This window comes from Ruegeria sp. CDSC068 (assembly GCF_059610545.1).
This window is the reverse complement of sequence record NZ_JBXWNV010000004.1, coordinates 1-23200: the sequence shown is the minus strand read 5'-3', so window position 1 is coordinate 23200 and position 23200 is coordinate 1. Positions and strand designations below refer to the sequence as shown.

Here is a 23200-nt window from a genome sequence, read left to right as displayed (position 1 = left end):
AGGTCAAGATATCTGGGTGCGCGACAGGGCGTGCGTCACAAGATCGTGTGGCAGCCACATCAGATCTGCTTTTCTGGTCCATAGGATCGCGGTGCGGATTTCGTGGTTCGGATAGACCTGCGACAAGGCGTTGGCATACGCCCCCATCTGTCGCAAAAGCCCCTCAGGGCATGTCTCTGCACTGTTGGGAACCGTTGCATTTGTTTTGAAATCAATGACCTGAACCTCGGTATCGGTGACGATCAATCGGTCGATCACCCCGTGCATGCGGCGTCCGTTCAGGTCGGCTGTCACGGGCACCTCAGCCAAGGCGCCGGCGGCAAAGACAGGCCGAAGATGCGCCGCAGTCAAAACGTCGCATGCCTCGTCCATCAGCTCTTGCCGTTCCGCGTCCTGCATATCGGGCAGAACCCGCGCGCAAAGCTGCGGCCAGTCTTCCCGCGTGACCGAAGGCAAGTGTTCCAGCAGCAGGTGCAATCGTGTGCCGCGCAACTTTGCCACTTCTTCGTCGTGACCTGCATCGCCGGGCAAAGCCTTGGCGCCGCCCAGATCTGAAGGGCTGAACGTTTCCGCTTCGGGCTCTGGTGGTGTGGCGGGAGACAGGAACGGGGCTGGCAGGTCCGTCACGGCAGTTGAGGTCTTTGCGGATTCAATAATCGGCGACGCGTTCCAATCACCATGTGACAATCGCAGGGTTTCTGAGCCGGGCAGTGCCACCGCCCCTGCCCGTTCCATCGCGGCTTGAACCATCTGATACCAGCTGGTCCCATCCTTACCGACATCGCCGGCAGCCGCCACGATTAACCACTTTTCAGCTCGTGTTAGAGCCACATAAAGCAAGCGAAGCCGCTCATTTTCTTCCCGCGCTCGGGCTTCGTCGCGCGCGCACGCAATCAATGCCGGAGAAGCATCTGCCGGAACTTTCCAAAGCGGTGTGCCTTCGGCCACCATGATCTCGGCATCGCGCGGAGCTTGCCGTTTGCCCGTATCCGGCAGGATCACAATCGGAGCCTCCAACCCCTTGGAACCATGCACCGTCATCACCCTGATCATGTTTCCGACGCCGCTCATCTGCCGTTTGATTTCCAGATCATCGGTCTGCATCCACACCAGAAATCCAGTCAGGCTTGGGATATCCGTGCGCTCGTACGCCAATGCCTGCGACAACAGCGCGTTGATCCCGTCTTCCGCCTCGGCTCCCAACCTGCCCAGCAGTTTCCGACGGCCATCATGGCGGGTCAGGATGCGTTCTATCAGGTCGTAGGGGCGCAGAAAGTCGATCTGCCCGCGCAAGTCGTGCAGAACGGCCAGTGTTTCAGGGTACTCTTCGGCGCGTTGACGCAGGGCCGCCCAAAGGAACTGTTCATTGCGCCGATGTGCCAAATCGAACAATTGTTGTTCGCCCCACCCGAACAGCGGCGATTTCAGAACTGTAGCAAGCGACAGGCTATCCTCGGGCGTGGCCAGAAAGCTCAATAGCGCGGCCAGATCTTTGACCGCCAATTCCGCGCCGACCTTAAGCCGGTCTGCCCCGGCGATCGGCAGGTCAGCGGCCTTGCAGGCCCGGATGATCTCGGCAAACAAGTCCGAACGGCGCTGAACGAGGATCAGGAAGTCCCCCGGCTGAACCTTCCGCCGTACAAATGTGCCGGGCGTTTCGCCATCCTCAGGGATCGTTTCGCCCTGTTCGATCATTGCCTTGATCGACTGCGCCACCTTCTCGGCCAGAATGACAGTGTGATGCCGCGCGCCAGGCCGATCTACTGGATCGGTCCAGTCAGCATCGTCATCCTCTTCAACCTTTTCGACCACGGGCCACAGGTCCACGCGGCCCGGCAGATCCGCCTTGAACGCGCGGTGCTGGCTTTCCTTGTGAAATCCGGCTTTCGCTCGGTTTTCGAACAGGATGTCGACCAAGGACAAGATCGCGCTGGAGGATCGGAATGAGTATTCTAACGTGGAATCCCACAATTTAGAGCCTGATTCAGAGAGCTTCCGCCCAAACTCTGCCTGCATCAGATCGAATGCCTGCGGATCGGCACCCTGAAACGAATAGATCGACTGCTTTTTGTCACCGACCACGAAAATCGTGCGTTCAACCCCGGACCGGGCCCCTTCCCCGCTGGTAAATTCCTGCGCCAGTTTTTCTACCACGTCCCACTGATCGGGACTGGTATCCTGCGCTTCGTCCACCAGAATGTGGTCGATGCCGCCATCCAGTCGGTACAACACCCATTCGGCAACCGCCGGATCATTCAACACCTGCCGTGCACGTAAGATCAGGTCGTCAAAGTCTAGCCATCCGCGCAGTTGCTTGCGCCGCTCATATTCCGGCAAAAACGCCGTCGCGAAGCGATGCAGCACCATTGTCTTGCGCGCGGCCACCAGGGCCAGCCGATGTTCGCGCGCGGCCTCCACCCGCAACATCAACGCTTCGAGCTGGGGCATCTTGCCCACCAGCGCCCCTTCGCGCAGGGCTTTGGTCGGGAAACTGTTGATTTTAGCCGTGAAGGGTTCTTTGGCGGATTTTCCGGTCAAAAGCACGCTTTCCAAAATAGGTAAGCTGCTAACCCGGGCCTCGGTAAATGCCGCAAGCTTGTCGGCCGCCTTGGCGTTATTGCCGCCACTTTCGGAAAGCACCGGCAGAATCGACCTGATCAATTCCACCTCGCCGCCCAGAAACACACGTCCTATTAAAGCGTCTTCATCGAACCCGTCGGCCAGTTCAAACCGTTGCAGCACATCGGCCCATTCCAGCGGCTGCGCAAACAGGTTGCGTTTCTGGGTGATGGCCGCGGTAAGTTTGTCGAACCCGGTATCGGTGACAAACCGGGCGACATCTTCGATCAGATACGCCTGCGGACCTGCGGCGAAATCCTCGACAATCTCTTCGCGCAATAAGGCCGCCGCGCGGTCCTCCATCTCGGAAAATTGCGGGCTGACCCCGGCTTCAAGCGGGAAACGCCGTAGCAGTGAAGCGCAGAACGAGTGGATCGTCTGGATCTTCAGGCCACCGGGTGTTTCGATGGCGCGCGCAAATAGGGTTCTGGCCTGTGCGAGCCTGTCTGAGTCGATCTCGCCGGGTACGCCCAGATCGGTCAGTTGGGACATCAGACCGGCATCATCCTTCATTGCCCATTGTCCGAGGCGATCAAACAACCGGTTCTGCATCTCACTGGCGGCGGCCTTGGTGTATGTCAGACAAAGGATATGCTGTGGCTGCACGCCGCCCAACAACAGACGCGCCACCCGATCAGTCAGAACCCGCGTTTTTCCAGAGCCTGCATTGGCCGCCAACCAGGTCGAGGCGTCGGGCCGCGCGGCCTGTACCTGCCGCTCGGTTGCGTCGTTGCGAGCGCTCATGTCAGGTCCTCAGGCGTTGTGTCATCAGTGCGGTCCCATTCCCCGAACCGCGCCAGTTGATCGTAGTCACCCACATCCGAATCCTTGTGCAACATTCGACGGGATGAAAACCCCTGATCAGGCTCTAAATAGGCAGAAACCAACTCTTTGAGCTCGGCCAGAACCTTGTCTGGCGGCTCTTTCGCCAGCGGTGCGGGTACTTCTTTGTAAGTGCCGCCCATACCAATGAAAATCGCCTCGGCCACGGGAGAAGGGTCGAAACCGTCGATACCGCCCTCTTCGGCCATCGCGGCTTCGATAAGCAACTGTTTGTCGAACTTGGATTGCTGGCTTTCCGTTGGGGGCGCCCCTGTCTTGTAGTCAACTATCCGTAATGCACCGCGCTTGTTGCGATCTATCCTGTCGGCGCGCCCCACGATGGTGAAATCCAGAGGCGTTAGCAAAAGTTTCACCGCCGCCTCGAAGGCGACTGGTCCCCCGTCCCTTCGCCGCGCGATTTCAGCGGCCAGAAAGTCATCCGCGATGCGTTCCAAACGCGCCAGCCACAATTTACGCGCTGTGGGCCACGCAACATGTTGATCCAACAAGGTTTCCGCGCGTTTCAAAAAGTTTTCGCGGGTCAACAAGGCGGTGTCCAGAACACTGTCTTTGACGAAATGTTCCAGAATTTCGTGAATCACGATCCCGCGCAACAAGGCATCCGGCGCTTGCACCAAAGGGTCCAGCGGTTTCAGGCGCAGCACATGTTTGGCGAAAATCGCATAAGGATCGCGGATCAGCCGTTTGATTTCCGTCACGCTCAGCCGATTTGGGCGCGATGCCACTGGCGGCCGCGGAGATGGGCGCGTTGCCGGTTCGATATGCGGCGCGACTTCAAGCTGTTCCGCCCATTGCAGCCATTGCCGGCCTTTGTTGCGCATTTCTGACAGTGCCTCACGCCCGCCCTGCCCCGGCAAGCCGTGCAGCAGGTTCGTCAGGCGGTTCAGCCAGCGTGATGGAACGGTTTCTGCGTCATCGGACCGCTTGGCACGGGTCAGCCAGACCTCGGGCGCGCCGATGGCTTGTTGAAAGTCATGTGCCGACAAGCCGATCCGCCGTTCGGGCAGCAAAAGTCCGGCCTTGTCGCGCATCTGGCGGTTCAGCCAGGGGTCTGGCGCGGCAGCCTCGGGCCAGCTGCCTTCATTTAGGCCGCCCAAGATAAGCAAATCTGCCCCTTGCACGCGCGCCTCAAGCGTGCCCCAGATCATGATGTGTGGATGCGGGGCGTCGCGATCCCGGACCTCTTCGCCCGCGAGCAAAGCACCCAACAGGTCGGCGAAATCATGGGCGGTCATCGGGCCGCCGTGTTGTGCCTCTTTTTCCAGTGCGCTTAGGACGCCTTGCGCCTTTTGGCCTGCGTTCTTGTCCCAGAGCGTGCCTGTTTCCCCTGACGCGCCCGCCGAAATCGCCTCGGCCAAGATGCGCAGCCTGGCAACCCAATCCGTCAATGGGAGTTGGCCCGCGATCTGTTGATCGCAGAAATGGGAGTTTAGCCAACGTACCCAGTCCTCGGGAACTTCTTCGCGGATTGCAAAAGCGGTCAGGCTAGCGCTGTCCGGGAAAGGCGGGCCATGTCGGCGCAAATCTAGTTCAAGGTCCCGCGTGTGCAGCAAATGCGCGCCGCGCTCGTCACCATCATGACACAGCGGGTGTTTCAGAAGGGTCAACAATGCCTCGCCATCCACACGCCGTGCGAAAAGCCCCGCCACGTGACGCAGAAACCGGCCGGGCGGCGATAGTTGCAGCGGTAGGCCAGCGCTGTCATCGGGAAGGATGTTCCAGCGATCTAAAGCAGCGCTGACTTGGCGGGTCAGCATCCTGTCAGGTGTGATTAGCGCGGCAGTTTGGCCGGTTTCGGCTGCCTGGCGAAGGCGCAGTGCGATGGCCAGGGCCTCGGATCTGGGCGATTGCGCCTCGACCAGTGTCAACTCCTTTGTGGCGCCATCCAGATCGGTCAGTTGCGGGCCTTCGGACATCCATGCATCAGTGATTGGCGCCGGGCGTAAAGCCAGCGAAACCAAGCGGTTGCGAGCAGGCGAGGGTGGTTGATCACCCGTCCAAGGCATGATTTGATCTGGCTCCAAACCAAGCCGTGACATCAGCTTGCGGAACCGGTACTGCGGGTGATCTTCCGATGTCAGCGCATCGTCCAGTCCTCGCCAAACGCGGTCGGGCTGATCGAAATCGTAACCCGGCAGGATCAACGCGCCTTGCGGCAGGCGCGCGACCGCCTCCATCAGCATCAGAGTGGTTCCGCGAGACCCGGTTGACCCGGCAAGGATAACCGGATGCTGCGGCGGAGCGACTTGCCAACGTTCTATCAGGTTTTCCACCACAAGCCGCTGCCGGGCCTGAACATCCAGCGCATCTGGGCCTGAATCTATGATTTGATCGGCAATTCCGATGAACTTTTGCGCCCTTTCCCAATGCCCGGACATGTCACTGACATCCAAATTCCGGATCGCGTCGGGCGAAACACCTTCGCCCTGCATCTCATCAATCAACGCGGCTAGGCTGTCGGACAAGTCAAAAAGTGAAGACCGTGCAGCCAGATCAGGCTGTTGTTCCAACAGCTTAGCGATCAACTGCGTCAACTCTAACCTGCGCCGCAGCGGTGGAATCGCCGGAGGTATCTGCGCAAGATCGACGCTTTCCCCCAGATCGGTAACCAGTGAAAGACGCGGCAAAAGGCACGCCGGGCCTTGGTCAAACAGGTCGCGGACGCGCCGGGCCATACGCCTTGTATTGACGACCAGTTGAACGCGCGCCAGCATCTCGGGCGGATGCGCTGCACTGCGATCTTGCAGCCCCTGAACCAGCATTTTTGGGAAGTCCGAACCGGGCGGAACGGCAAAAACGCGCGGAGCTGGGCTGGGTTCAAACATCGGCAATCAACCCCTCGGCTAGTGCAATCCCTTCGGGGTGGCCGACATCGCACCAGCGGCCGGGATAGGTGAGCGCAAACAGACGGTCCTGCCGCTGCAACCGGTCCCATAGCACGTTAAGTGAGAACGCTTTCTCAGGGATATCCATCAACCCTTCGGATTTCATGATCTGCGCACCGCCATAGATCAAACTGCCGCCGCGCACGATCCGTCCGTTCTCATCTGCTGTGAAATCGCCTTTGCCCGTGTGCCCGACAGTCTGATCCACCGGTACGCACATCAACAGCGCGTCCATGTGATCGGGGTTCCACGCCTCGCGGAGCATCGTCAAAGGGTTCGGTCCTGACCAGATCGCGTCTGGGTTCAGGGTGTAAACCGGGTGCGATCCAAGCAGGGGCAAAGCGGCGCGTATTCCGCCGCCAGTCTCAAGAATCTCCGGCGTTTCATGGGAAAGCAGAACACCTTTTGGGACTAGATGAGCTTCAAGCTGATCTGGCAGATAATGTAGGTTTGCCACGATACGCTTTGGTTGCAGGGCATTCACCAAATCCAACGCGTGATCAATCAGAGGCCGGCCGGCGACCTTGATCAGTGGTTTGGGCCGATTTTCGGTCAATGCGCCCATACGGGTGCCAAACCCGGCTGCAAACAGCATGACGGCTTCGGGGTCTTGGGTCATTTCTGTCGGAGCCTGTCCAGATTTTCAGGGGTGGGTGCGGGCAAGGCCTCGCGCAACAGATTGGCGATGGTTACCAGTGCGGGATGCTCCAGATCCCGCATCAGGTGGGTCCAGGTTGCCGGGATCAGATCGACATAGCTGGGCTTGCCGTATTCGGTTGCCAGCCGGGCAAAGACGCCCAGAATGCGCAGATTTCGCTGAGCACCCAACACCGCATAGGCGGTGCGGAAGTCATGATCATTCACCCCAGTCGCCACGATATAACGATTCACCATTTGCATCTCGGTTCCGAGTGACACATTGCGACGCACATCCTGCAACAAAGATACCAGATCATAGGCCGGATGGCCCAGCATGGCGGTTTGAAAGTCCAACAGACCAGCGCGCTGAACCCCGTCGCGATCCGGCAACCAGATCAAGTTTTCAGCGTGGTAATCGCGCAGCACAACAACTTTGGACCCCGAAGTTTCCCGGTGCAGAATGTCCGAGAACCGGTTTTCAAATCGGTTACGCGCATCGGCGTCGTGCGTGCCCTGCACGGCCTGCGCGTATTTAGTAAAGGACAACGCGGCCAACTCGGTCATCAAACTCGGATCATAGGATCGCAAAGAAAGGCTTGGCGCGTTGTACAGGTCGATCAGAACATCCGTTGCGACCTCATAAAGCGCACGCTCTATGCTGGGGGTCTGCGCAAGCACGCGCGCGAACAGGTCATCTCCAAGGTCTTCGAGCAGTAGAAAGCCGTAATGCGTGTCCTCGGCATAAATCTCGGGCGCGCTCAGACCAAGGGACCGCAGGTATTCGGCCATGCGGGCAAAATCTTCGACATTTTCCGCCTTGCCCGGGGGTGAATCCATTAACACCGCCGTCTTGCCGGTTTCCGGATCGGTCAGCCGTTCGTACCGACGGTTCGAGGCATCCCCAGCCAGCGGCGCGTGCTTTGCATTTGACCATTTGGTCTGCGCGATCAACGCTTCGGCCAATACCGCGCGGTTTGTCATGCGGGAATCCTTAGTTTCACGGGCCATTTCGGGTCTGACCAGCGAAGGGTCAGATGGCGTGCTTCTGTCATGTTGGGGTCTGTTTCGAAGGATATCTTCGCCGCAGACTCCGGCATCAGCGGGCCCAGTTTATCCGGCCATTCAATCAGACAGATTGCGGTTTCGAAAGCCTCGGTCAGGCCCAGTTCTTCGACCTCCTCAACCGCGCTCAGGCGGTACAGGTCACAGTGCCAGATTTCCCCAGCCGGCGTGTCATAAGCCTGAACCAAGGTGAAAGTCGGCGAAGGCACATCTTCGGGCTCGATCATCAGCGATTGGATCAGGCTGCGGGCAAAATGGGTCTTTCCGCTGCCGATCTCGCCCTCAAGCAACAAGATGTCTCCAGATCTCAATTCTGCACCGAGGCGGGCAGCGAATTCTGCTGTTTCCTCGGGCGAATTCAAAGTGATCGTGCAGGGCGAATTGGTCATGGCGCCACAATGGCCTTGCGCCCGGTTGGCTGCAACCCGGTTCAGGCGCTGATTCGCTGCGCCTCTTGCCGCATCAATGCATCCCGATCCACCGAGAAACGAACTATGGTGGCCCCGTTCTGCATCGGGCTGACCGTGCACAACACCTGGATACCGTTTCGCAGATAGATCACGCCCGACCATTCCGCGCGATTTTCCCGCGCCTCTACAAAATCGCGAATTTCGCCAAGGATTGGTGTCGCGGTGCAATGTTCCTGCCAGCTTTTGGTCACCTCAAGAACGGAGTCCGCGTCAAAGCCTGCGTCGCCTGTATCACCCCAAAGCTGTTGGTAGGCGAAATTTGTAAAAGCCAGTGTACCATCGTCACTGAAGACGGCGATGGCATCGGCCAGTTTGTCCAGAATGGATTGCATCAGATCCATTTCTGACCGGAACCGACGGGTCAGAGTGATCTCGGCAGTGATGTCCTCAAACAAAAAGGCAACTGCTCCATCCGGGTGCGGACGTCCACTGACCGAATAAACCGAGCCGGAGGGCAGGGACCAAGTCTCTTGGTAGTTCCCGTCCTCTGCCGCTTCTAGAAGGTCGTTCATCTGACTGCGCCAGCTGCGGTAATTCTTGGGCTCGGGCATCATGTGCTGATCCCGCAGGCGATCGAAAAAGCTGGACAGGCTGGGGCGGCAGCTTAGGAAATCCGGGGGCAGGGTGGTCAGGTCGATCAGGGCTGGGTTGAACAACGCCAGCTGCCGGTTGCGGTCAAAAATAGCCAGCCCGATGGGCAATTGCGCGAAGGTCTTGGTCATGGTCTGAACGAATTTGCGCTGCGCCACCTCCGCCTCGACGATCGCGTTGATGTCCACGGCATAAGACAAGTGCCCTTCGGGGTGATCTACCAACGTCAGATCGAACCACAGCTTGTTTTCACTGAACTCGGAGGAAATTGAGACCCGCGCCTTTGCACTTAGCCGTTGGTCGGCATCGGGGACCGGAAACAATGGTGCGGTCAGGTCCGTGTCCTGATCCCGTACTTTGCGCACCAGCGAAACATAAGCAGCATTGCACCAGCGCACATCGCCCTGATGATCCAACAGCCAGACAGGGTAGGGCGCTTTTTCCATGGCAAGGCGGTTTGGATCATTTGATGCGATTTGAGTTATCGAGGGACAATCGGTGCGGTCGCGCAGCTGAACGCGTACAATTCCGTCTATCCATTCGCACAGAACATCGCGTTCAACCGTGCAATCGATGGCCGGGATGACCAGGTTGCCTTCACGCCGGACCTGATCAGGTGTTTCGGGGAATGTTGGAAAATCCCTGTGCAGCAGCCGGCACAGATCGGCCCAATCACGGACCTGCTCGAACCCTTCCAACGCGATGTCCGAGTGACTGATAAGCCGGTCACCATCAAACAGGAATGCCGCATCAAACAAGGAGGCAGGTGAGGACAGCCCAAAATTGTCCCCCCGTTCCCGCCTGCGGGGCAACAGCCACTGCACGGCAAGACTTGCGGAAACAATGCCGATGATGGCCAGAATGATCCAGTCGACCATGCGCCCTCCGGTGCGCGAAACCAAGAAGCGGTACTATGCGCCTTAATGGTTAACGGGGTCTTAACCAATGTTCGCCAGTATCAGGTCAGGTTTGGAACCGTTGGTTTACACCTGAAGGCACAGGCGTATCACCGGTTTGCGCATCCACAAGGTTACGCGGCCAGCTCACTTTGACGATCGCGCCCCGACGTTCGGGGTTATCCGACAGGGTTTGGTAAGGGTCCGATCCGTTGGCGAAATCCAGCTCTGCTCCGCTGCGTTCAAGCAGCGTTTTGGCAATGAAAAGACCCAGACCCATGCCTTCATATTCCGGACGGGTCCTTTTTTCGGTCTCACTGCGGCGGCGGCGCATGAAGGGATCGCCGATCCGGCCGATCATCTGCGACGGATATCCACGACCGTCATCCATGATGCTGACGGTGATCTGTTTGGTGGACCATTCCGCCTCGACCCAGACATTTCCGCGCGAAAAATCCACCGCGTTCTGGATCAGGTTGCGCAGGCCGTGAATGATCTCGGGCTTGCGCAGGATCGAGGGCTGCTGCACATCGCCATCCTCGGCCGGGCCTTCGAAGAAATGAACGGTCTTGCCTCGGTTGATATGCGGCTCGGCAGCTTCATGCACCACGGTAGAAAGCGGGGCTTGACGCAGATGCAGGTCGTCTTTGCCCGCCCGGCCCATGTCTCGCAGGATATCGCGGCAACGGTTCGCCTGTTCGCGGATCAGGGCGGCGTCCTCGATAAGGTCGGGCCGGTCATCCAATTCCTCAATCAACTCGGAGCTCGCCAGTTTGATCGTTGCCAGCGGCGTGCCCAGCTCATGCGCGGCGGCGGCGACCACGCCGCCTAGATCGGTCAGCTTCTGTTCGCGTGCAAGCGCCATATGGGTGGCGGCCAGCGCTTCGGACATAGATTGTACCTCTGAGCTGACGCGATGCGAATACGCGCCCAGAAAGACAATTGCGATGACGATTGCGGCCCAGTTTCCGAACAGTAGAATATCTGGGATGTCCAGTTCTGCCCCCAATGCGGTGCGCAAAGGCAGGTGGAATTCGGCCAGAAGTGTTGTCAAGGCAATGGCAACGCCGCCGATTATCAGGGTTGACCGGGTGCTCATGACGCTCGCGGAAATCGTGACAGGCCCCACCAGCAACAGCGCAAACGGGTTGTTCAGCCCGCCTGTAAGGTACAGCAAAATGGTCAGCTGCAGCAGGTCGAACAGCACCATCAGGAAGTTCTCGAACTCGGACAGGCGCTTGTTGCGGGGAAACAGCAGAATTGCAGTCAGATTCCCCATGACCGAGACGCCAATCGCCAGATAACAAAGCGTTGCGTCCAGCTGGATGTCATAAGTTTGCTGCGCGACGGTGATCGCTGTGATCTGGCCGAAAATGGCCACCCAGCGCAACAGGATCAGGGTGCGCAGCCGAATCCAGCTGCTGCGTTCCTGACCGCGCCATAATGTGATGTTGGAATTTGCCATCGGTCGATTATGTCCTGTTGCATCGGCTGAACTTCTTGATAGGTGTCCCGGCCGAAACGATCAACAACCCCTCTTACGTCAGGATTGATGTCATGGTCCGTCTTTATGCCATCCTCGCAACCGTTGTTCTTGCCGTGGGCCTGGGGGCCATGTGGCTGCTGACGCGCGGTGCCGGATCAGATGACAAGTTCGCACAATGCCGGACCAGTCAGATTGCTGGCGGAACGGCGGCCATCGGCGGGCCATTTGAACTGCTCAACGGCAAGGGCGAAACGGTCACCGACACCGATGTTATCACCGAACCGACGCTGGTATATTTCGGCTATACCTTCTGCCCCGACGTCTGCCCGTTCGATATGTCACGCAATGCCGAGGCCGTGGACATTCTGGCCGAGCGTGGCCAGTCCGTGACGCCCTTGTTCATTTCAATTGACCCGGATCGGGATACGACCGAAGTGATGGCCGATTATGCCTTTAACCTGGGCGGTAAGACTATCGCGCTGACCGGCACGCCTGAGCAGGTCAAGGCCGCCAGCAAGGCCTACAAAACTTACTACAAGGCCCATGACAAAAGCGATGAGTACTATCTGGTAGACCACTCGACCTTTACCTATCTTGTCACGCCCGAGGATGGGTTCATCGAATTCTTCAACCGGGACGACACCGCCGAGCAGATGGCCGACAAGGTTGAGTGTTTCCTCGACAAAATCTAGAAAACGACGGGTTGTTTGACCTTTGGGATGGCGCTGCTATTACTCATGGTTAAGCCAAAGGCGTGAAATAGCGGAAAGAACAGAATATGGCGGACAGCTCTGAACTCGACATCGGCCCCGATAAAACGCTGCTTTTGGTGGACGATGACGAACCGTTTCTGAGACGTCTGGCAAAAGCGATGGAAAAACGCGGGTTCGAGGTTGAAACCGCAGGTTCCGTCGCCGCAGGCCGCGCCATTTCCACCGCCCGCCCGCCCGCCTACGCGGTCGTTGACCTGCGTCTCGAAGATGGCAACGGTCTGGATGTGGTCGAAGTTTTGCGCGAAAAGCGCCCCGACAGCCGGGTTGTGGTCCTGACCGGATACGGTGCGATTGCCACCGCCGTTGCTGCGGTCAAGATCGGCGCCACGGATTACCTGTCGAAGCCCGCCGACGCCACGGACATCACCAATGCGCTACTGGCCAAGGGCGACGAACTGCCCCCACCACCAGAAAACCCCATGAGTGCGGACCGCGTCCGTTGGGAGCATATCCAGCGGGTCTATGAGCTGTGCGACCGGAACGTTTCCGAGACCGCACGGCGCCTGAACATGCACCGTCGGACATTGCAGCGGATATTGGCGAAGCGCAGTCCACGTTAAATCTCTTCTGGTCGGACCAAAGCGGACCTTTGCTTCGTTCTGGACGTGGAGACAGAAACAAGCGCACTATTTCGGGGGTATCGGCAAGGGTTGCTGATGCCCTTTCTCTTGTTTGCTGCGGAACGAGGAGTATCTAAAAATGTCTGCACTAACCTTTTCACACATCGGAGTAACCGTTCCAGACCTGGAAAAAGCGGTAGAATTCTATTCTAAGGCATTTGGACTTTATGTGCTTATGGAGCCCACCGAAGTGCTGCATGACGATAGTGCCATAGGTCAGATGTGTGACGATGTTTTTGGAGAAGGCTGGGGTTCATTTCGGATTGCTCATCTTTCGATGGGGGATGGTATAGGTATTGAACTCTTCGAGTTTCCAAACACGATCGAAGAAGAGAGGCCGTTCGAATATTGGCGTCGCGGGTTGTTCCATTTCTGTGTTCAGGATGACAACCTTGAAGAACGGGTCAAGATCATCGAAGAGCTTGGTGGAAAACAGCGAATGAAGCAGGTTCGCAAATACTACCCAGGCGACAAACCCTATCGCATGGTCTACATGGAAGATCCGTTTGGAAACGTATTTGAGCTATACAGTCATTCTTATGAACTAACCTATTCGGCCGGGGCATACGCGTGACTTGTTTGTTGGCAGACCACCAATCTGGTAGTTTCCGTGTTAAATAATTTGAAATAGTGATATGTGAATGTCGTCCAATTGCGGAGGATGGCATGAACAATCTCACGACGGCATTTCGAAGGGCTCTGTCAAACTACGCCAATTTCAATGGGCGTTCTTCGCGCCCGACGTTTTGGTGGTGGGTTCTGGCCGTTCTTCTCGTTCTTCTGGTGACGCGAATAATTGATGGCGCTTTGATCGCTCCGATGCTCGGATTTGGGGTGTTTGAGCCGAACGCCGGACAACCGCTTTCCGTTTTGGTTTCGCTTGGGCTTTTGCTTCCCAATCTGGCGATTGGAGTCAGACGTTTGCACGACATCGGACGAACTGGTTGGTGGCTGTTGATTGGCTTGATTCCGATAATCGGAACTCTGGTCCTGTTGTACTTCTACATTCAGCCAAGTGAGAGTGGTTCAAACCAGTTTGGAGAACCCGACGTCTTCCCTTGATTTGAGGGGTGAAAGTCGTCGTTTCAGGCTACAGTTTCAACAGCAGTTCTTCGTGCCGTTCAGTGTATGCCTGCCGCACCTCTGTCGGCGGGCGCAACGTGATCCCCAACCCCTCCATCACCGCTTTGTCCGGCCGCCCAAAATCCTTGAATGCCCTGGCCCAGGAAAAGTCTGCAATAGTACGCCGGTCCTGACAGTTTAGTGACTTGATACCAGTTCCACTTTGCCCGAGGTTCGGGCAGGGAATTCATCTTTAGTCACAATGGAGTAAATCAATGATCGGCTATGTGACCATCGGCGTTTCGGATTTGGAGCGCGCTAAAAGTTTTTATACGACACTGTTTGCCGACAAGGGCGCAAAGGTTGTGATCGACGCTGGGCGCATCGCTTTCATCGGCAATGACCCTTCAGCGCCAATGCTCGCCGTTTGCACACCCTACGATGGCGAAGCCTGCGAGACCGGTAATGGCGGAATGGTTGCTTTTGCAGCTGACTCCAAGGATGAGGCTAAGGCGCTCTACGAGAAGGCAATCAGCCTTGGTGCTACAGATGAAGGAGAACCCGGCCAGCGCGTCCCTGATCGGTTCTACGGCGCTTACGCTCGCGATCTGGACGGCAATAAGCTGTGTTTTTACGTCTTCGGCTAAAGCTGCGTCAGCAGAGCCATATGACGTTCCATATACGCCCGCCGCACCTCAACCGGCGGGCGTAGCGTGATCTCCAACCCCTCCATCACTGACTTATCAGGACGGCCAAAGAACTTCGTCGCCTCAGCCTCGGAAAAGCCTGCAATCTGGGTCGCCTCCATCCAAGCGCTGATCTTGTCGGCCTTTTTGATCTGTCGTTTCACCGTTTTCGGCACCGCTGCAGGTAGGCCGAACCGAATGTGGATGGCTGCTGCCAAACGGTCATCCAGCGCGCCGTAATCCGGGCCAACGGCGGATTTTACGGGCGAGATCATATCTCCGATCACGTATTCCGGCGCGTCGTGTAACAACGCCGCCAGTTGCCATTTCACCGGGGCTTTGGGTGCAATTCGGCCGAAAAGCTCTTCGACCAGAAGGGAGTGCTCGGCCACGGAATAGGCAAAATCACCAACCGTTTGCCCGTTCCAGCGGGCGACAAAGGCCAGACCGTGCGCGATATCTTCGATCTCGATATCCACAGGCGTCGGGTCCAGCAAATCCAGTCTGCGACCGGAAAGCATTCGCTGCCATGCTCTGGGTTGTGTTGCCATTCTGCCATGCCTTGTGAAGTAGGACACGTTAACTTCGCGCTTTTGTGCTATGATGTACCTGTCTGGATCACAGGCTGCCAACAATTTATTGAGCTTTCGTGCTTTGAACCTGCACGTTTTGATCCCGACATATGGACTGAGGGGGGCGTACTCCTTTCAGTTGTGCCCCTCTCGTACTGAAACGCGTATCGAAAGGAGCATGTTATGTTCAAACGTCTATTTGCTATAACTCTGACCTTCGGCATGGCCGCTACTGCGCCGCCTGCCTTCGCCAAAAGCTGTGCACAGCGCGAACATGTGATCGCCAAACTGCAGGACAGTTATTCAGAAGAACTGGTCTTTGGCGGATTGCAGAAAACACGGGGCGCACGGGCTGTTATGGAGGTTTGGACCTCGAAGACAACCGGAAGCTATACGGTTCTGGTGACCCAGGCGAACGGCATTAGTTGTATTGTCGCCGTTGGCACAGATTTTTTTGAAGCGATACCAAAGATAGAGCTAAAGGGTGAACCAAGTTGATTTAGACGGACGGTTTATCCCCTTTCCGGCCATCCACGTTGCCACCTGCCCCTAGGAGTGCTAGGGGCTGCCCGGACTGTGATTTACCGGAATGGAGCACCTGATGGCCGGGGACTATATCGTCAAAGACATTACATTGGCCGGGTTTGGCCGTAAGGAACTGGACATCGCCGAAACCGAGATGCCGGGCCTGATGGCTTTGCGCGCGGAATACGGTGAAACCAAACCGTTGAGCGGCGCGCGTATCGTCGGTTCGCTGCACATGACCATCCAAACGGCTGTTCTGATCGAAACACTGGTCGCGCTGGGCGCGGACGTGCGCTGGGCATCGTGCAACATCTTCTCGACGCAGGACCATGCGGCGGCAGCAATTGCTGAGGCTGGTATCCCGGTCTTCGCAATCAAAGGTCAGACGCTGGAAGAGCACTGGGATTACCTGGACAAATCCTTCCTGTTCGACGATGGCCCAAACATGATCCTGGACGATGGCGGCGACGCGACATTGTACATTCTTCTGGGTGCACGTGCCGAGGCGGGTGAGGACATCATCGCTGTTCCGACATCCGAAGAAGAAGAAGTCATCAAAGCGCAGATCGCCAAACGTTTGGCGGCATCCCCCGGCTGGTTCACCAAGATGCGCGACCAGATTCAGGGCGTGTCCGAGGAAACCACCACCGGTGTGAACCGCCTGTATCAACTGGTGAAAGACGGCCAACTGCCGTTCCCGGCGATCAATGTGAACGACTCGGTCACCAAGTCGAAGTTTGACAACAAATACGGCTGCAAGGAATCGCTGGTTGACGGCATCCGCCGCGCCACTGACACCATGATGGCCGGCAAGGTTGCCGTGGTTTGCGGTTACGGTGACGTTGGCAAAGGCTCGGCCGCGTCGCTGCGCGGTGCTGGTGCCCGTGTGAAAGTGACAGAAGTTGACCCGATTTGCGCCCTGCAGGCCGCGATGGACGGTTTCGAAGTCACGTTGCTGGAAGACGAAGTCGCATCGGCCGACATCTTTATCACCACCACCGGCAACAAGGACGTGATCCGCATCGAGCATATGCGCGAGATGAAGGACATGGCCATCGTCGGCAATATCGGTCACTTTGACAACGAGATTCAGGTGGCCAGCCTGAAGAACCACAAGTGGACCAATATCAAGGAACAGGTGGACATGATCGAACTGCCCTCGGGCAATCGCATCATCCTGCTGTCCGAAGGCCGCCTGCTGAACCTTGGTAATGCGACCGGTCACCCATCTTTCGTGATGTCAGCCTCGTTCACCAACCAGGTTCTGGCGCAGATCGAGCTGTTCACCAAGGGCGATCAGTACAACAACGACGTCTACATCCTGCCCAAGCATCTGGATGAGAAGGTCGCGCGTTTGCATCTGGATCGCATCGGCGTGAAGCTGACCAAGATGGATAACGAGCAGGCATCTTACATTGGCGTGAAGCCCGAAGGCCCCTACAAGCCGGAACACTACCGTTATTGAGTGCGAAAGAACGCATGAGCAAACACACCGGACGCCGCCGATTCCTGTTATCGGCGGCGTCTTTTGTTTTTAGCATCGCCGTCGTAGCCATCCTGTTCGGAGGGGGCGGATGGTGGTTGTTGGCGCACCCGGAAACACCCGTGCCATCGCATTGGAACCCTTTGCGAGAGCTGAAAATCACCGCGCCGGTCACGCCAATTACCCGGTTTCAGCTTAATCGCGCGCTGGCGAATGAAGTACAGTGCCGCGCCGCCTTGGCCGACGCCGGCGCAAACTTTGAAGCGATGGATGATCTGATCGTGGATGAGAATTGCGGCATCACCGGGCGCGGTCTGTTGTCCGCGCTGGTGACGTCGGATGTAAATGCGGTTGAAACCAGTTGCGCGACCACTCTGCGGCTGGCCATGTGGGAACATCAAGTCGTTCAACCCACTGCGAGAGACCTTCTGGGCACGCAGGTCAGCCGGTTGCGGCATGTGGGCAGTTACAATTGCCGCCAGATCCGTACCGCCCAGGGTCAGAGCAGTGGTTGGAGCAGTCATGCCAAGGCGGATTCCATTGATATTGTTGGTTTGCAATTCGCTGATGGGCGCAGTCTGACCTTGCTATCCGATTGGGGCGCTGAAGGACCTGAGGGTCAATATTTGCGCCAGATCTGGCGCGGCGCATGTGATTGGTTTCGTGTGGTATTGGGTCCGGATTTCAATCACTTGCACGCGGACCACTTTCATCTGCAGGGTCCCGGTTGGGGTTATTGCCGATAGGTCACCTTAACGGGTATTTAACGCAGGGACGGAAAGAAGTCTCCGCGTCCTTGTGGTGTGAAATCCAGAATATTCCACAGGGGCCACGCCGCATCCACGTGCCGCGGATGCCAGGCACTGGGTTCGAAGAACAACTCGGAACTCCAGAAATGGCTTATGCCGTCCGCATCGCGCTGAAAGATGTTCAGGATCGGCAGTTGGCTTCCATCCTCGGCCTCGGCCAGATAGTCGCGCTGATAGTCTGTGCCCAATGCAGAATAAAGCGGCAGATCATCCCACGACATTTCCGCTTTCAGCGCTGCCAGCCTTTCACAGGTGTTTTGCGCCACGACCGCAAAGGCGATTTTCTGCGATACATGGGCGATCTGTCCATTCAACCCGTCCAGAAAGGCAGAACACATCGGGCAAGGTGACTCTGCATCCGGACCGTACATAAGCGAGTATATAGCCAAGGTGTCATGTGATCCGAACAAAGACGACAGCGGTGTCGGCGCACCCTTGTCTGACCGGAATGCATAGTCCCGCGGAACTGCCCCACCTTTGGGCAAACCGCGGCGCAGTTTTGCAACATTTTCAATCTGAGCCCGCAGTTCGGCTTCAGCCGACAGCAAGGTGTTTCGTGCGGTTCTGTATTGCGAAGTTTCGTTGGGTAGCGACACAGGCATTGTAGCCTCCTGGTTCTGGAACAAGTAACATATTTAACCTTATTGTTAAATAAAGGGCCATCGAAATCAAGCCTCAGATCAGACCGGCAGGGTTTAGGGGGAATGCCGCTAATTTTTCCCTTTGTGCAAATTCCCGCTCCCGTTACCGTGTCTGCGGCGCTGGTATGGCCAAAAACGAGTTTCAACCGGGAGATAACCATGGGAAAACGCGACGACCTGATCGCTAAATATGCCGAGGACCTGAAGTCCAAATGCGGTATGGACGCAGATATGGATCTGCTGACCAAAGTCACAATCGGCTGTGGACCTGCAATTTATGACGCCGATGCATCGACTGTCGCGGCAACTCAGGAAGGTGAGTTGGAAACGGTCAAGAACAACTTCCTCATCAAAAAGCTGGGCCTGTCGGACGGACCGGAACTGATGGAAGCGATCAACAAGACACTGGAAACCTATGGCATGTCCGAGCGTAACAAATACCGCGCCGTCGTGTATTACATGCTGACCAAGCACTTCGGCAAAGAGGCTGTTTACGGCTGATCCCGCCACACCTTTTTTGCAGCGCCCGTCAGATCCCTGGCGGGCGTTTCCAATTTTAAGTACTTGCCGTTTGAACCGCGCCGCATGGATCGGTTAGTGTCAGGACGTGACCAGGACGGTCAGAGCCAAAATTTCCATACGCGTGTGGTGAGTCGGGAGCACGCGGGGTAGGGAAGGTTCTGCATCTGTCAGGGCCTTCCCTTTAATCTGGTATTAAGTGGCCTCTGTGCCGCCCAGATCGCAGATTACCTGCCATTCCGCCTCGCTGACCGGCTGAACGGACAAGCGAGAGTTTTTGACCAACACCATTTCCCCCAACCGTTCGTCAGCCTTGATCTGGTCCAGCGTTACAGGGGTTGCAAACGGGCGAACGGCCTTGATGTCCACGCATTCCCAACGCTCATCATCCGTGGTGCTGTCGGAGTGCGCCTCGGCGCAGACCTCGACAATACCGACAATCGCCTTGTCCTTTTGCGAGTGGTAGAAGAACCCGCGATCGCCGACCGTCATCTGACGCATAAAATTGCGCGCCTGATAGTTGCGCACGCCGTCCCATTCTTCGCCCGCATCCCCTTTGGCAACCTGTTGGTCCCAGCCCCAGGTCGATGGTTCGGATTTGAACAGCCAGTACGCCATCAGCCTATGACCTTTTTCCACACAATCAGGTCAACCGACTGGAACAACCCGGCTTTTGCATAAGGATCGTTGTCCGCCCAATTTTGCGCGGCGGCCATGTCTTCGACCTCCAGAATGATCAACGAGCCGATCATTGCGTCGCCGTTCAGCAAGGGACCCGCCTGCGCAACGACACCCGTTTCCTCAATATAGGCCAGGTGGGCAGCGCGATTGTCCAGCCGGGTTTGCAGCGCGCCGTCCTTGTCACGGGCGATGAGAGCGATCAGCATATTATTCCTCCTTCAGGGGTCGGTTGAGCAGGGCTCGGATAGCTTCAGTCACACTGTAGGCGCCACTGCTAAGGTCTGCCACCGTTGTACTGATCGGCATGTCCAGCCCTTCAGCGGTGGCAATTTCCGTCATGGCCCGCGCTGTGGCGACCCCTTCAACAGTGGTGTGGGTATCGAACTGGATATTCCGACCCAATGACAGGCCAAAGCGATAGTTTCGGGACAGTTCGGACGAACAAGTCAGGACCAGATCCCCCAATCCAGACAATCCCATCAGAGTGTCAGGTCGCGCCCCGCGCATCAGCGCAAAGCGCTGCATTTCTGCAAACCCGCGTGTCATCAGGGCAGCGCGCGCGCTGTCGCCCAACCCGGCCCCGATCGCAGCGCCGCATCCGATGGCCATTACGTTCTTCAAGGCGCCGCCAAGTTCCGCCCCAACCATGTCGGTGGTTCGATAAAGGCGCAGGTTGGCAGTGGTCAGGTCATGTTGCAGCGTCAGACTCAGCGAGTCATCTGCGCAGGCCAAGGTTAGCGCCGTTGGCAACCCGCGTGCAATGTCGTCGGCAAAGCTGGGCCCGGTCAGCAGGGCGGGTCGCGCATCCGGGATCGTTTCCCGAATGACTGAAATCGGTCCAAGCCCGGACGATAGCTCGATGCCCTTGCAGCACGCCACCAAGGTTTTTCCGGCCAGATCAGAGGCCTGCGCTTGCAAGGCATCGCGCAACTTTTGCATAGGGACAGCTATCAGCAGAACATCAGCCTTGGTCGCCTGATCGATGTTCGATGTCACCGTGATATCAGCAGGCAAAGCCACGCCAGGCAAACGCTGGGTGTTTTCACGCGCTGTTTGCATATGCTGGGCCTGATCCTGATCCCGAGACCACAGCGTGACCGGCCCGTTCCCGGCCAGTGAAATGGCCAGGCTTGTGCCGAATGCGCCGGATCCCAGAACGGAAACGCTCATGCCTTGGCGCCTTTCTTGCCACCGCCCAGCATAGCAGGACTGGTCTTGTCCAAAGGCCAGCGAGGGCGTGCCGTAAGGTCCAGACCATCCCGCGCACCAGCGCGAAATCGTTCCATGCCGGCATAGGCAATCATGGCGGCATTGTCGGTGCACAGGTTGAGCGGCGGTGCAGTAAACCGGGCGTCCTTTTCGGCACAAACAGTCTCTAACGCAGCCCGAATGGCAGAATTGGCGGCAACGCCGCCAGCGACGGCAATGACTGGATCAATTGGGTTTTCCTCAAGATACCTGTCAATCGCTCGGCGGGTCTTCTCGGCCAGCGTATCCACGATGGCTTGCTGAAATCCGGCACATAGATCGGCGCGGTCCTGACGGATCAGGCCGCCCTTTTCGGCGACAATTTGATCCCGCATCCGCATCAACGCGGTTTTCAACCCCGAAAAGGAGAGATCGCATCCCGGCCGATCCAGAAGAGGTCGGGGAAACCGGAAACGCTTGGGATCGCCAGAATGTGCTTCAACCTCCACCGAAGGACCACCGGGTTGCGATAGGCCCAGCAAACGGGCGGTTTTGTCGAACGCTTCTCCAGGCGCGTCGTCAATGGTTCCGCCCAACCGGGTGAATTCCTCAGGTCCGTGTGCAATCAGGTATTGGCAGTGACCGCCTGAAACCAGCAGCATCAGGTAGGGAAAGGTTATACCATCCGTTAACCGGGGTGTCAGCGCATGACCGGCCAGATGGTTTACACCGATCAAGGGAAGCCCGGTTGCAGCGCTCAGCCCCTTGGCGCACATGACGCCGGACATGACCCCGCCGATCAGGCCGGGACCCGCAGTGACGGCAATCGCATCCATATCTGCCAGTGTCAGTCCTGCGACCTCCAACGCCTGCACCACGCAAATGTCCAGCTTTTCGGCATGGGCCCGCGCTGCGATTTCGGGCACGACCCCGCCAAATGCGCTGTGCAGCTCGGTTTGACCGTGAACAATAGACGACAGAACCTCGGCACCCGCACCATCGGATTGGCGCACAACAGCAGCGGCCGTGTCATCACAGCTGCTTTCCAATCCAAGAACGGTAAGTGTTTGCACCATAGGCCTGATCCGTTGCATCATGACACTCAAGCGGGGTATCACCCTGCGCGGACGCAAACAATCCCAAGGCCGAAGGCCCCGCCATTGTATTTGTTGATGACCCGCCCTCGCGCCGCCTCTGAAAGGTTTGTGGCACAGCTGTCGGACCGCGTCAGGTCGCGGGTGGATGTCATCTATTCTCCGATCCTGGAAATCCGACCCCTGAGGGTTGCGGTCGAAACGGACGGAATTCGCGGATTGATCTTTACTTCGGCCAACTCGGTCAATGCCGCCGCGTCGTTGGGCGTTAAACCCGGTCTGCCCGCCTATTGTGTTGGTCCGGCGACCACTGGAACAGCCAAAGGGGCTGGATGGGATGCATTGGTGGTGGGTAATACCGCCGAAGAGCTGGTGGCCTACCTGTTGAAGCACCGGCCTGAAAGCCCGTTGCTGCATCTCAGGGGTGAACATACGCGGGGAAATGTTGCCGGGCGTCTGACCGAATCGGGGCTGACGGTTCACGAACAGATTGTTTATCAACAGCGTTTGTTACCGCTGACATCCGAAGCGGTTGCGGCCACATCCGGTGACAGACCTGTTCTCGCACCGCTGTTTTCGCCCCGAACGGCGCGACAATTTGCCGAAATTTGGACCGGAACCGCGCCCTTGTGGCTGGTTGCCATTAGCGAAGCCACGGCCGAGCCCCTTTATTCCTTGGACTATGAGCGCCTGAAGATCGCCAAAGAGCCGACACCCAAGAAAATGCGGAAAGCCGTGAAAAAGCTTGTCAAACACGCGATGCGGGTTGAGCGTGGAGAGACCACTGATTAACTTAGAGCGGTCTGTTATTCATATGAAATTGGATTCGATAAGGGGAACGTCGCGGTGGCTCGTAAGAAAAAAACCGATCAAAAGCCGGTGGAAGACCCCAAGTCGGACGAAACAGTTGAATTCACCTCGCAGCGTGATGAGACAGTCGTTGACGCGGATGAGCCGCTAGAAAAGGCCCTTTCCGAAGCCGAAGCCGAAGCCGAAGCCGAAGCCGAAGCCGAAGCCGAAGCCGAAGCCGAAGCCGAAGCCGAAGCCGAAGCCGAA

The 23200-nt window shown here is 57.4% G+C and carries 23 protein-coding genes and 1 pseudogene; 11 read left to right on the top strand and 13 right to left on the bottom strand.

The features are described 5' to 3' along the window. Positions 1-3: 3 nt before the first annotated feature. The 7 genes from addA to regB form a co-directional block, all read right to left on the bottom strand. Positions 4-3363, bottom strand: a complete 3360-nt coding sequence (gene addA / locus AC2FID_RS09380; RefSeq protein ID WP_496836507.1) for a double-strand break repair helicase AddA — start codon at positions 3361-3363, stop codon at positions 4-6. Beyond that, a complete protein-coding gene (gene addB, locus AC2FID_RS09375) occupies positions 3360-6287 on the bottom strand; it encodes a double-strand break repair protein AddB (RefSeq protein WP_496836505.1) in 2928 nt (975 codons plus the stop codon). Before addB ends, addA begins: the two co-directional genes overlap by 4 nt. After that, positions 6280-6966: a nucleotidyltransferase family protein gene (locus AC2FID_RS09370; RefSeq protein WP_282170571.1), complete on the bottom strand. Its 687-nt coding sequence runs from the start codon at positions 6964-6966 to the stop codon at positions 6280-6282. Before AC2FID_RS09370 ends, addB begins: the two co-directional genes overlap by 8 nt. Beyond that, a complete protein-coding gene (locus AC2FID_RS09365) occupies positions 6963-7967 on the bottom strand; it encodes an aminoglycoside phosphotransferase family protein (protein ID WP_496836503.1) in 1005 nt (334 codons plus the stop codon). Before AC2FID_RS09365 ends, AC2FID_RS09370 begins: the two co-directional genes overlap by 4 nt. Continuing rightward, positions 7964-8437 carry a tRNA (adenosine(37)-N6)-threonylcarbamoyltransferase complex ATPase subunit type 1 TsaE gene (gene tsaE, locus AC2FID_RS09360; protein ID WP_496697624.1) on the bottom strand — a complete coding sequence of 158 codons (474 nt, stop codon included), beginning with the start codon at positions 8435-8437 and terminating at the stop codon, positions 7964-7966. The genes AC2FID_RS09365 and tsaE overlap by 4 nt, the downstream gene beginning before the upstream one ends. 41 nt (positions 8438-8478) lie before the next feature. After that, positions 8479-9987 (bottom strand): PAS-domain containing protein, encoded by a 1509-nt coding sequence (locus AC2FID_RS09355; protein WP_496836501.1) that lies wholly within the window; start codon positions 9985-9987, stop codon positions 8479-8481. Positions 9988-10072: 85 nt separating this feature from the next. Then, on the bottom strand, positions 10073-11470 hold the full coding sequence (regB, locus tag AC2FID_RS09350; RefSeq protein ID WP_496697628.1) for a sensor histidine kinase RegB: 1398 nt from the start codon (positions 11468-11470) through the stop codon (positions 10073-10075). Between the two features lie 92 nt (positions 11471-11562). On the opposite strand from regB, the gene AC2FID_RS09345 reads away from it, so the two are divergent. The 5 genes from AC2FID_RS09345 to AC2FID_RS09325 all read left to right on the top strand — a co-directional run bounded on the left by AC2FID_RS09345 (position 11563) and on the right by AC2FID_RS09325 (position 14593). Next, positions 11563-12183: an SCO family protein gene (locus AC2FID_RS09345; protein WP_496836498.1), complete on the top strand. Its 621-nt coding sequence runs from the start codon at positions 11563-11565 to the stop codon at positions 12181-12183. An 86-nt stretch (positions 12184-12269) separates the two neighbouring features. Continuing rightward, on the top strand, positions 12270-12824 hold the full coding sequence (locus tag AC2FID_RS09340) for an ActR/PrrA/RegA family redox response regulator transcription factor (protein WP_496755521.1): 555 nt from the start codon (positions 12270-12272) through the stop codon (positions 12822-12824). Between the two features lie 139 nt (positions 12825-12963). Then, positions 12964-13458, top strand: coding sequence for a lactoylglutathione lyase family protein (locus AC2FID_RS09335; RefSeq protein ID WP_058275168.1), 495 nt, complete (start codon positions 12964-12966; stop codon positions 13456-13458). A gap of 92 nt (positions 13459-13550) precedes the next feature. Continuing rightward, a complete protein-coding gene (locus AC2FID_RS09330) occupies positions 13551-13946 on the top strand; it encodes a DUF805 domain-containing protein (RefSeq protein WP_282170567.1) in 396 nt (131 codons plus the stop codon). Positions 13947-14221: 275 nt separating this feature from the next. After that, positions 14222-14593 carry a VOC family protein gene (locus tag AC2FID_RS09325; protein ID WP_058275170.1) on the top strand — a complete coding sequence of 124 codons (372 nt, stop codon included), beginning with the start codon at positions 14222-14224 and terminating at the stop codon, positions 14591-14593. On the opposite strand, the gene AC2FID_RS09320 is transcribed toward AC2FID_RS09325, so the two are convergent. Continuing rightward, positions 14590-15183: an HD domain-containing protein gene (locus AC2FID_RS09320; protein WP_282170566.1), complete on the bottom strand. Its 594-nt coding sequence runs from the start codon at positions 15181-15183 to the stop codon at positions 14590-14592. The two genes, AC2FID_RS09325 and AC2FID_RS09320, sit on opposite strands and share 4 nt — an antisense overlap. 204 nt (positions 15184-15387) lie before the next feature. On the opposite strand from AC2FID_RS09320, the gene AC2FID_RS09315 reads away from it, so the two are divergent. From AC2FID_RS09315 to AC2FID_RS09305, 3 genes are all read left to right on the top strand, one after another. Beyond that, on the top strand, positions 15388-15702 hold the full coding sequence (locus tag AC2FID_RS09315) for a hypothetical protein (protein ID WP_282170565.1): 315 nt from the start codon (positions 15388-15390) through the stop codon (positions 15700-15702). Positions 15703-15805: 103 nt separating this feature from the next. Then, the gene (ahcY, locus tag AC2FID_RS09310; protein WP_282170564.1) at positions 15806-17194 is read left to right on the top strand and encodes an adenosylhomocysteinase; all 1389 of its coding nucleotides are present in this window, start codon (positions 15806-15808) and stop codon (positions 17192-17194) included. Between the two features lie 14 nt (positions 17195-17208). Beyond that, positions 17209-17958: an extensin-like domain-containing protein gene (locus AC2FID_RS09305; RefSeq protein WP_496836496.1), complete on the top strand. Its 750-nt coding sequence runs from the start codon at positions 17209-17211 to the stop codon at positions 17956-17958. A 17-nt stretch (positions 17959-17975) separates the two neighbouring features. Here AC2FID_RS09305 and AC2FID_RS09300 read toward each other — a convergent pair whose 3' ends face one another. Then, on the bottom strand, positions 17976-18623 hold the full coding sequence (locus AC2FID_RS09300; RefSeq protein WP_496836495.1) for a DUF899 family protein: 648 nt from the start codon (positions 18621-18623) through the stop codon (positions 17976-17978). A gap of 198 nt (positions 18624-18821) precedes the next feature. Between AC2FID_RS09300 and AC2FID_RS09295 the strand changes: the two genes are divergently transcribed. Continuing rightward, positions 18822-19163 carry a DUF2853 family protein gene (locus AC2FID_RS09295; protein ID WP_058275175.1) on the top strand — a complete coding sequence of 114 codons (342 nt, stop codon included), beginning with the start codon at positions 18822-18824 and terminating at the stop codon, positions 19161-19163. A gap of 213 nt (positions 19164-19376) precedes the next feature. On the opposite strand, the gene AC2FID_RS09290 is transcribed toward AC2FID_RS09295, so the two are convergent. From AC2FID_RS09290 to tsaD, 4 genes are read right to left on the bottom strand one after another with little or no spacing between them, the layout of a single operon-like run. Continuing rightward, positions 19377-19799, bottom strand: a complete 423-nt coding sequence (locus tag AC2FID_RS09290; RefSeq protein ID WP_496836492.1) for an EVE domain-containing protein — start codon at positions 19797-19799, stop codon at positions 19377-19379. Next, positions 19799-20068, bottom strand: a complete 270-nt coding sequence (locus AC2FID_RS09285) for a YciI family protein (RefSeq protein ID WP_496836491.1) — start codon at positions 20066-20068, stop codon at positions 19799-19801. Before AC2FID_RS09285 ends, AC2FID_RS09290 begins: the two co-directional genes overlap by 1 nt. A 1-nt stretch (position 20069) precedes the next feature. After that, positions 20070-21032, bottom strand: a complete 963-nt coding sequence (locus tag AC2FID_RS09280) for an NAD(P)H-dependent glycerol-3-phosphate dehydrogenase (protein WP_496836489.1) — start codon at positions 21030-21032, stop codon at positions 20070-20072. Continuing rightward, entirely contained in the window at positions 21029-22126 is a 1098-nt protein-coding gene (gene tsaD / locus AC2FID_RS09275; RefSeq protein WP_496836487.1) for a tRNA (adenosine(37)-N6)-threonylcarbamoyltransferase complex transferase subunit TsaD, read from the bottom strand. Before tsaD ends, AC2FID_RS09280 begins: the two co-directional genes overlap by 4 nt. A gap of 96 nt (positions 22127-22222) precedes the next feature. On the opposite strand from tsaD, the gene AC2FID_RS09270 reads away from it, so the two are divergent. Both AC2FID_RS09270 and AC2FID_RS09265 read left to right on the top strand, forming a co-directional pair. Continuing rightward, entirely contained in the window at positions 22223-22936 is a 714-nt protein-coding gene (locus tag AC2FID_RS09270; protein WP_496836485.1) for a uroporphyrinogen-III synthase, read from the top strand. A gap of 54 nt (positions 22937-22990) precedes the next feature. Beyond that, a pseudogene (locus AC2FID_RS09265) lies at positions 22991-23200 on the top strand (hypothetical protein); the annotation flags it as partial.